Annotated in this window: 8 protein-coding genes and 1 pseudogene; 7 read left to right on the forward strand and 2 right to left on the reverse strand. The window is 70.3% G+C overall.

Translation table 11 applies throughout. From position 1 onward, the window contains the following. The 7 genes and pseudogenes from GJV64_RS09125 to GJV64_RS09155 form a co-directional block, all read left to right on the forward strand. Window positions 1-666, forward strand: a pseudogene (locus GJV64_RS09125) (DNA repair protein RecN); the annotation flags it as partial. A 3-nt stretch (window positions 667-669) separates the two neighbouring features. After that, a complete protein-coding gene (locus GJV64_RS09130) occupies window positions 670-2,004 on the forward strand; it encodes a serine hydrolase domain-containing protein (protein ID WP_164156943.1) in 1,335 nt (444 codons plus the stop codon). Continuing rightward, window positions 1,994-2,419, forward strand: a complete 426-nt coding sequence (locus GJV64_RS09135; RefSeq protein ID WP_205599575.1) for a DoxX family protein — start codon at window positions 1,994-1,996, stop codon at window positions 2,417-2,419. The genes GJV64_RS09130 and GJV64_RS09135 overlap by 11 nt, the downstream gene beginning before the upstream one ends. Then, complete coding sequence (locus tag GJV64_RS09140) at window positions 2,419-3,081, forward strand: metal-dependent hydrolase (RefSeq protein WP_164156945.1); 663 nt, start codon at window positions 2,419-2,421, stop codon at window positions 3,079-3,081. Before GJV64_RS09135 ends, GJV64_RS09140 begins: the two co-directional genes overlap by 1 nt. 55 nt (window positions 3,082-3,136) lie before the next feature. Continuing rightward, window positions 3,137-5,203, forward strand: coding sequence for an NAD-dependent DNA ligase LigA (gene ligA, locus GJV64_RS09145; RefSeq protein ID WP_164156946.1), 2,067 nt, complete (start codon window positions 3,137-3,139; stop codon window positions 5,201-5,203). A 129-nt stretch (window positions 5,204-5,332) separates the two neighbouring features. Beyond that, window positions 5,333-5,557, forward strand: coding sequence for a hypothetical protein (locus GJV64_RS09150; RefSeq protein ID WP_164156947.1), 225 nt, complete (start codon window positions 5,333-5,335; stop codon window positions 5,555-5,557). Between the two features lie 131 nt (window positions 5,558-5,688). Continuing rightward, window positions 5,689-5,835, forward strand: coding sequence for a hypothetical protein (locus tag GJV64_RS09155; RefSeq protein ID WP_164156948.1), 147 nt, complete (start codon window positions 5,689-5,691; stop codon window positions 5,833-5,835). A 19-nt stretch (window positions 5,836-5,854) separates the two neighbouring features. Here GJV64_RS09155 and GJV64_RS09160 read toward each other — a convergent pair whose 3' ends face one another. Together GJV64_RS09160 and GJV64_RS09165 are read right to left on the reverse strand one after the other, a co-directional pair. After that, complete coding sequence (locus tag GJV64_RS09160; protein ID WP_164156949.1) at window positions 5,855-6,751, reverse strand: 50S ribosomal protein L11 methyltransferase; 897 nt, start codon at window positions 6,749-6,751, stop codon at window positions 5,855-5,857. Beyond that, a partial coding sequence (locus tag GJV64_RS09165; protein WP_164156950.1) for an ATP phosphoribosyltransferase regulatory subunit occupies window positions 6,748-7,505 on the reverse strand: 758 nt, incomplete at its 5' end. The genes GJV64_RS09165 and GJV64_RS09160, both read right to left, overlap by 4 nt.

The raw sequence follows: 7,505 nt of genomic DNA on the forward strand, positions 1-7,505 counted from the left end.
GCGCTGGACGCCGGCGTGGATGGGCTGAACGCCCTCGATGCCGCGGTGGCGACGGCGCGCCAGGCCTATCTGGCGGCGGCTGCCGCCCTGTCATCGGCACGCGCGTCGGCGGCGGCCCGGCTCGATGCCGCTGTGGCGGCCGAACTGGCGCCGCTGAAGCTCGATGCCGCGCGCTTCCGCACCCGCATCACGCCGCTGCCCGAAGCCGACTGGGGGCCCGAGGGGCAGGAGCGGGTGGAGTTCGAGATCGCCACCAATCCCGGTGCCGATTTTGCCGCCCTGATCCGCATCGCCTCGGGCGGGGAGTTGTCGCGCTTCATCCTGGCATTGAAGGTCGCGCTGGCCGAGGCTGGCAGCGCCGGCACGATGATCTTCGACGAGATTGACCGCGGGGTGGGCGGCGCCGTCGCCTCGGCCATCGGCGAGCGGCTGGCGCGCCTGGCTACGGCTGCGCAGGTGCTGGTGGTCACCCACAGCCCGCAGGTGGCGGCGCGCGGCCACAGCCAGTGGCGCATCGCCAAAGCCGGCGATGACGGGGCAATGCGCACCCACGTTACCTGCCTTGCCGAGCCGGAACGCCGCGAGGAGATTGCCCGCATGCTGTCGGGCGCCGATGTCACGCCTGAGGCCCGCGCCCAGGCACAGCGCTTGCTGGAAGGAGCCTGAAGGATGGATCTGCCTGCGGTTGCCCTTGATCGCCGCAATCTGCTGGGCGCGCTGGCTGCAGCGGCCGCCGGGTCAGCCATGGCACGTCCGGCCATGGCGCAGATCGGGCTCGGCCGTCGGCAGCCGGCGCCGCTGCGTCATGACGCGGTGCAGTCGCTGATCGATGCCTATGTGAAAGAGGGCAGGGTGCCTGGCGCGGTGGTGGCGCTGGTGGAACCGGGCGCCCACCGGCCAGTGTTCCTGACCGCCGGGGTTACCCAGTTCGGCGGCAGCGAGACGGTTTCGCCCGACACGCTGTGGCGTATCTATTCCATGTCGAAGCCGATCACCGCCTGGGCGGTGATGCAGCGCGTCGCCGCCGGCGATCTGCGGCTCGATCAGCCGATTGCCGAGATCCTGCCCGAATTCGCCCGCATGTCCGTGGCTATCGACCCGACGAAGGGCCTGGAGGCACGGCCCACCGACCGGCCGATCACCGTGCGCCACCTGCTCACTCACACCGCCGGTTTCACCTATGCCATCAATGGCAATGGCCCGCTGGAGCGCGAGTATCGGCGGCTGGGCATCCAGCCGGGCAGCGTGCCGGGCTTCCTGCAGCCGGGCGACGGCCCGTTGCCCGACCTGCAGGCGATGACCGCCTATCTCGCCGGCCTCCCGCTGGCGCTGGAGCCGGGCACGGCGTGGAAGTATTCGGTCAGCCTCGATGTCGCCGGGGCGCTTCTCGAACGGCTGACCGGGCAGACGCTCGACCGCATCCTGGACCAGCAATTGTTCAGCCCGCTGGGCATGGCCTCCAGCGGCTTCTGGGCTCGCGATGCCAGCCGGCTGGCGGCCAACTATTTCTGGGCCGATCTCGAAACCGGCAAGCCGACCGGCACGCCCACGCCGGTGATGCCGCGCGAGAAGGACGGCTTCATCAGCCGGCCCACGTTGCTGTCGGGCGGCGGCGGGCTGGTCAGTTCGGCGCGTGACTATGCCCGCTTTGCTCAGATGGTGCTGGATGGCGGCGAATTTGGTGGCCGGCGCGTAGTGCCGCCGGGCACGGCGCAGCTGGCGCTTTCCAACCTGCTGCCGCCCGGCCTGTTCTTCGAGGGGCGCCAGGGCTATGGCGCCGGCGGCCGGCTCACCCTGTTCGACACGCGCAGCCGCGATGCCAGCGGGCCCAACGGCAGCCCGGCCCTGAGCTATGGCTGGAGCGGCGCGGCCGGCACCCTGTTCCTGGTCGACCGGGTGCGCCAGTTCGCCATGGTGGCGATGCTGCAGTTCATGCCGTCCGCGCGCTTCCCGTTCGGCACCGACATGGGCGTCGCGCTGGCCCGCGATGCCGATGGGCGCTGAGCCGCCCGCCGAACCGAGGATCCGGCAGGCCGCGCGCCTGATCCTGGCCATCGCCTATGCGGGCGTCGGCATCGTCCACCTTAAGAGCCCCGAGGCCTTTCTGCCGATCATGCCGGACTGGGTGCCGGCGCCGCGCCAGGTGGTGATCTGGACCGGCGTTGCCGAGCTTGCCGGCGCGATCGGCCTGATGGTCCCGCGCCTGCGCACGGCTGCGGCCTTGGGGCTGGCCGCCTATGCTGTGTGCGTCTACCCGGCCAACATCAAGCATGCGGTGGACGGGGTCGCCATCGGCGGCGAGGTGCTGGGCTGGGCCTATCACGGCCCGCGCCTTGTTGCGCAGCCGCTGATTGTCTGGTGGGCGCTGTGGGCTGGTGGCATCATCGACTGGCCCTTCGGGCAACGGGAGAGGGGCTGATGTTCGCAGGCCATTTTGCCGCTTCGGTCGCGGCGCGGGGCATGGCGCCCAAGTTGCCGTTCTGGGCCTGTGTGGGCGCATCCCAGCTGATCGACATCGGCTGGGGCGTGCTGGTGCAGCTGGGGGTGGAGAAGGTGCGGATCGATCCGGCCCTGCCCGGCTCGCCGCTGGACCTCGCCTACATGCCATGGACGCACAGCCTGGTGATGGCCGCCCTGTGGTCGCTGGCGGCAGGCCTGGTGGCGACACGCCTGTGGGGCAAGGAACAGCCGCGCGCCGGCTGGTGGATCGGCGCGGTCGTCTTCTCGCACTGGCTGGCCGATCTCGTCGTGCACCGCCCCGATCTGCAATTGTGGCCGGGCAATCCGCTGCGACTTGGGCTGGGGCTGTGGAACCTGCCGGAAGTGGCGATGCTGGTGGAGATCGGTCTGCTCGGGCTGGCGGTGGCCTGGTGGGTGGCCGTGCGGGTGCTCGCTCGCCAGTCGGCGCGCCCGGCGCTGGGCTGGTTCCTCGCCATCCTGGTGCTGACCCTGGTCGGCGAATTGCCAGGCGATCCGCCCAGCCCGTCGGGCATGGGGCTGCTGGCGCTCACCGGCTATGTGGCCGCGATGCTGGTGGCCTGGCTGGTCGACCGTGCCGACCGGCGGCGCTGGACGCCGTGAGTCCGTGCCGCAGCGCCCTTTGCTGCGGTCCGACCTTGCTGCTAAACCCGCCCGCATGACCGCGCTGCCGCCGCCCGACGCCCTGACCGACGATGAGGCGGCGGCCGAATTGGCCGAACTGGCCGCAGCCATTGCCCACCACAGCGCGCTCTATTACCAGAAGGACGCGCCGCAGCTTTCGGACGCCGATTATGACGCGCTGGTGGCCCGCAACGCGGCCATCGAGGCGGCCTTTCCCCACCTTGTCCGCGCCGACTCCCCAAGCTTCAGGGTCGGCGCCAAGCCGGCCAGCGGCTTCGGCAAGATCACCCATTCGAAGCCGATGCTCAGCCTCGACAACGTGTTCAGCGATGCCGAGGCGCTGGAGTTCGGGATGCGCGTGCGGCGCTTCCTGAACCTGCCGGAAGACGCCGACCTGCGCTTCCGGGCCGAGGCCAAGATCGACGGGCTTTCCTGTGCGCTGCGCTTTGAAGGCGGCCGGCTGGTGCACGGCGCGACGCGCGGCGACGGCGCCGTGGGGGAGGAGGTGACCGCCAACCTGACCAGCGTCACCGGGCTTGTCCACCGTTTGCCCGAAGGCGCGCCAGCAGTGACGGAGGTGCGCGGCGAGGTCTACATGACGAAGGCCGGCTTTGCCGCGTTGAACGAGCGGCAGGCCGCAAGCGGCGGCAAGCGCTTCGCCAACCCGCGCAACGCGGCGGCCGGCTCGCTGCGCCAGATTGATCCGGCGGTCAGCGCCAGCCGCCCGCTGGCCTTCATCGTTCACGGCTGGGGCGAGTTGAGCGACAGCGTGGGCGCCACCCAGAGTGCAGTGATGGAGGCCATCGCCAGCTGGGGCTTCGACACCGGCGTCTATGCGCTTGGCGATGCCACGATGGAGCAGTGCCTCGCCTTCACCGCCGATCTGGAGCGGCGCCGTGCCGATCTGCCCTTCGATATCGACGGCGTTGTCTACAAGGTCGAGCGGCTGGACTGGCAGGAGCGGCTGGGCCAGGTCGCACGCTCGCCGCGCTGGGCGGTGGCGCACAAGTTCCCGGCCGAGAAGGCCGAAACGACGCTGCTGGCCATCGATATCCAGGTCGGCCGCACCGGCGCGCTGACGCCGGTTGCAAGGCTGGCGCCGGTGACGGTGGGCGGCGTTGTGGTCACCAACGCAACCCTGCACAACGAGGACGAGATCGCCCGGCTCGACGTGCGGGTGGGGGACAGGGTGCGTGTGCAGCGCGCCGGCGACGTGATCCCGCAGGTGCTTGGCGTGGTGCCGCAGGACGGCCCGCGTGGGCAGCCCTTCCAGTTCCCTGATCATTGCCCGGCGTGCGGTTCGACCGCGGTGCGGGAGGAGGATGGCGCGGTGCGGCGCTGCACCGGGGGCCTCACGTGCCCGGCGCAGCGCCACGAGCGGATGCGCCACTTCGTCAGCCGCAACGCCCTTGATATCGAGGGGCTGGGAACCGAACGGCTGGAGCAGTTCGCCGCCGAGGGGCTGATCGAGGGGCCGGGCGATATCTTCCGCCTGGCGCACCGGCGTGATGACCTGCTGGCGCTGCCCGGCTTCAAGGAAAAGTCGGTCGACAAGCTGCTCGGCGCCATCGAGGAGCGGCGCAGCGTCAGCCTTGACCGCTTCCTGTTCGCGCTGGGCATCCGCCATGTCGGCGAGGTGACGGCGCGGGACCTCGCGCGCGCCTTCGGCAGCGCCGGGGCGCTGGCCGAGGCGGTGCAGGCCGACGATGCCATCGCGCGGCTGACCGCGGTCAATGGCATCGGCAAGGTGGTGGCCCAGGCGCTGGTGGATTTCTTTGCCGAGCCGCACAACCGCGCCACGCTGGCCGACCTGCTGGGCGAGGTGACGCCAGCGCCGCTGCCGCCGGTGCAGCAGACCGGCTTGGCCGGCAAGACCATCGTGTTCAGCGGCGCCCTTGAACAATCTACCCGCGAGGAGGCCGAAGCCCAGGCGCAGGCGCTGGGCGCGAGGACGGCGGGCAGCGTATCGGCGAGGACCAGCCTGCTGGTCGCCGGGCCGGGGGCGGGATCCAAGCTGGCCAAGGCGCAGGCGCTGGGCGTACCGGTGGTGGACGAGGCGGGCTGGTTGGCGCTTGTCGCCGAAATGCAAAGTTTGTCCTGACTGTTTCCGATTTGTGCTAGGATCACGACGCTGTCGTCGAGTCTGCCATTGCGCGCATCGGCCTGCGACCGATCAGCCACGCTGCTGGCAGCCGGGTATCATCCCCGATGACCAGGCAGGAGTGTGATCATGACCAGCGTTTCCAACGAACCTCGGTCCCCCTTGGATGCCCCGAGACATTCGCCGGATACCGAGCCGCCGTTCCATGTCGAACTGACGCCCGTCAGCGTCGATGCGCGCCCCTTCCACGCGCTGCACGGTGGTCCGGGCGGCCTGCCCGCCGCCATGCCGCCGCCGCACCTCGATGCCGGGGCGCTGCATCATCCGCCGGCCAAGCCGAAAACTGAGTCCTGATTGGTTGTAATCCATGCGCTGAATGCATGGCTGATGCGGAAATTGCTGCACTGCACATAGGCGTGTGATGCACCTATTACAGCTCCTGTCAGCCGGGAATTCGCCCAGTTGATTTAACAAGGAGCGCGACCATGAAGGTCATCCAGACCGAATATGAACCGCAGGTGCGCGCTGTCCCGGCCGGCGAAGCCCCGGCCCCGATGAAGCCCCTGCGCCGTCGGCCCCGCGTGATGCTCACGCCGGCCGCGGTGGAAAACCGCCTGTTCCACGCGCTCTAAGGCGCCTGCGAACAGGGGGTTAGCCGCCCTTCTTCACCAGCACCAGGCACGGCCACTCGGCCTGCCGGTCCATCGGCCAGACCGGCACCAGCGTGTGCCGGCGATAGGCGTTGGCCACGGCGCGTTGCTGGTGATGCAGCAATCCGGCCATCACCAGCACGCCGCCGGGCGCCATCGCAGCCGAGACATCGCGCGCCAGCGCGATCAGCGGCGGTGCAAGGATGTTGGCCAGCACCAGGTCATAAGGTGCCATCTGCCGGAGCGCCGGGGCGGAAAGCCCCGGCGCGACGGCCGTTGCAATGCGCCCAGCGCATGAACCATGGGCAAGCTGGTTGCGCCGCAGATTCTCGCGCGCCACATCAATCGCCACCGGATCGATGTCGCTGGCGATCACCTGCGCCGACCGATTGGCCCTCAGTGCCGCCATCGCCAGCACGCCGGTGCCGGTGCCGAGATCGGCAATGCGGCCAAAACGCCGCCGCTTGCCCAGCCGCGCCAGCGCCTTCAGGCACCCGTGCGTGGTGGCATGCTGGCCGGTGCCGAAGGCGAGGCCAGCCTCGATGGCAAGGCCCCAATCGCCGGTCCGCGCGGCTTGCCTGTGATCGGCAGTGTGTACGACAAAGCGTCCGGCCCGCACCGGCGCCAGGCCGCGCTGTGAGAGGGTGGTCCAGTCCGCCTCGGGCAGCGGCGTCACGGCGATGTCGCGGGCGGAGGTGAACAGGCCGGTGATCTGCGCCACGGTGGTATTATCTGGCCAGTCGGCGAAATAGGCCGTCACCAGCCATTCATCCGGCCGGGCCGGGTCGGGCTCCTCGGCGTTCAGCGTCGGCGGCTCGTCCAGCGGCAGGATGTCAGCAAGGTCGGGCAGCGCCTCGGCCTCGGCGCGGTTGCACCAGAAGCTGAGCGTCCAGGTCATGCCGGGCTGATCTCTGTCCCGGTCCAGACATGGCTGCAGCCCAGCGCTGCCGGTGCCGTACCGGCGTCGAGCGCGGTGACCGTGATCCAGCCGTCGCCGCGCAGCCGTGCGCCGACGCTGGCCGGCGTGCCCGGCGGCAGCAGCACCCGGCGCCGGGCTTCCTGACCCAGGCCAAGATCGACAAGGCCATCGACATAGAGGGAAAAGCCCACCGCCGGTTCCGGTCGGCCATCGCCGTGCGTCACCAGATAGGCACCACCCCGGCCAAGCTCGGCCATCAGGCCGGCGCCGAACAGTGAGAAGCCCAGCCAGGTCTGATATTCAAAGCCGTGGCGCTCGGTGGGATCGAGCGTGACAGCCACGCCCTGCAAGCCAGCAGCCAGCGCCGCAATGGCGTCCAGCCTGTCGAGCACGGCATCGGGCAGATCGAGCTGGCGCAATGCGGCGAGTGCTTGCTCCACCGGGCCGGCTGCGGCGATCAGGGGCACAAAGCCGTGGGCGCCGGCGGCACGCAGGGCGCCGACATCCTTGCCGTCGAGCCAGGCCTGCACCTCAGCCAGCGTCGCCCCGCCCAGCGACCAGCCGGCGGCGGCCAGATCGGCAACCAGCGTGGGCATGGTGAGGTCGACCGACAGGGCCGTCACACCGGCGGTGGCCAGCGCTTCCACCGCCAGCCCCAGCACTTCGGCGGCCGCTGCCGGGCCGTCGCTGCCGATCAGCTCGGCGCCGGCCTGGGTGCGTTCCCGCTCCGGAG

It is taken from the genome of Sandarakinorhabdus rubra (assembly GCF_010994245.1).
GTDB classification, from domain to species: Bacteria; Pseudomonadota; Alphaproteobacteria; order Sphingomonadales; family Sphingomonadaceae; genus Sandarakinorhabdus; species Sandarakinorhabdus rubra.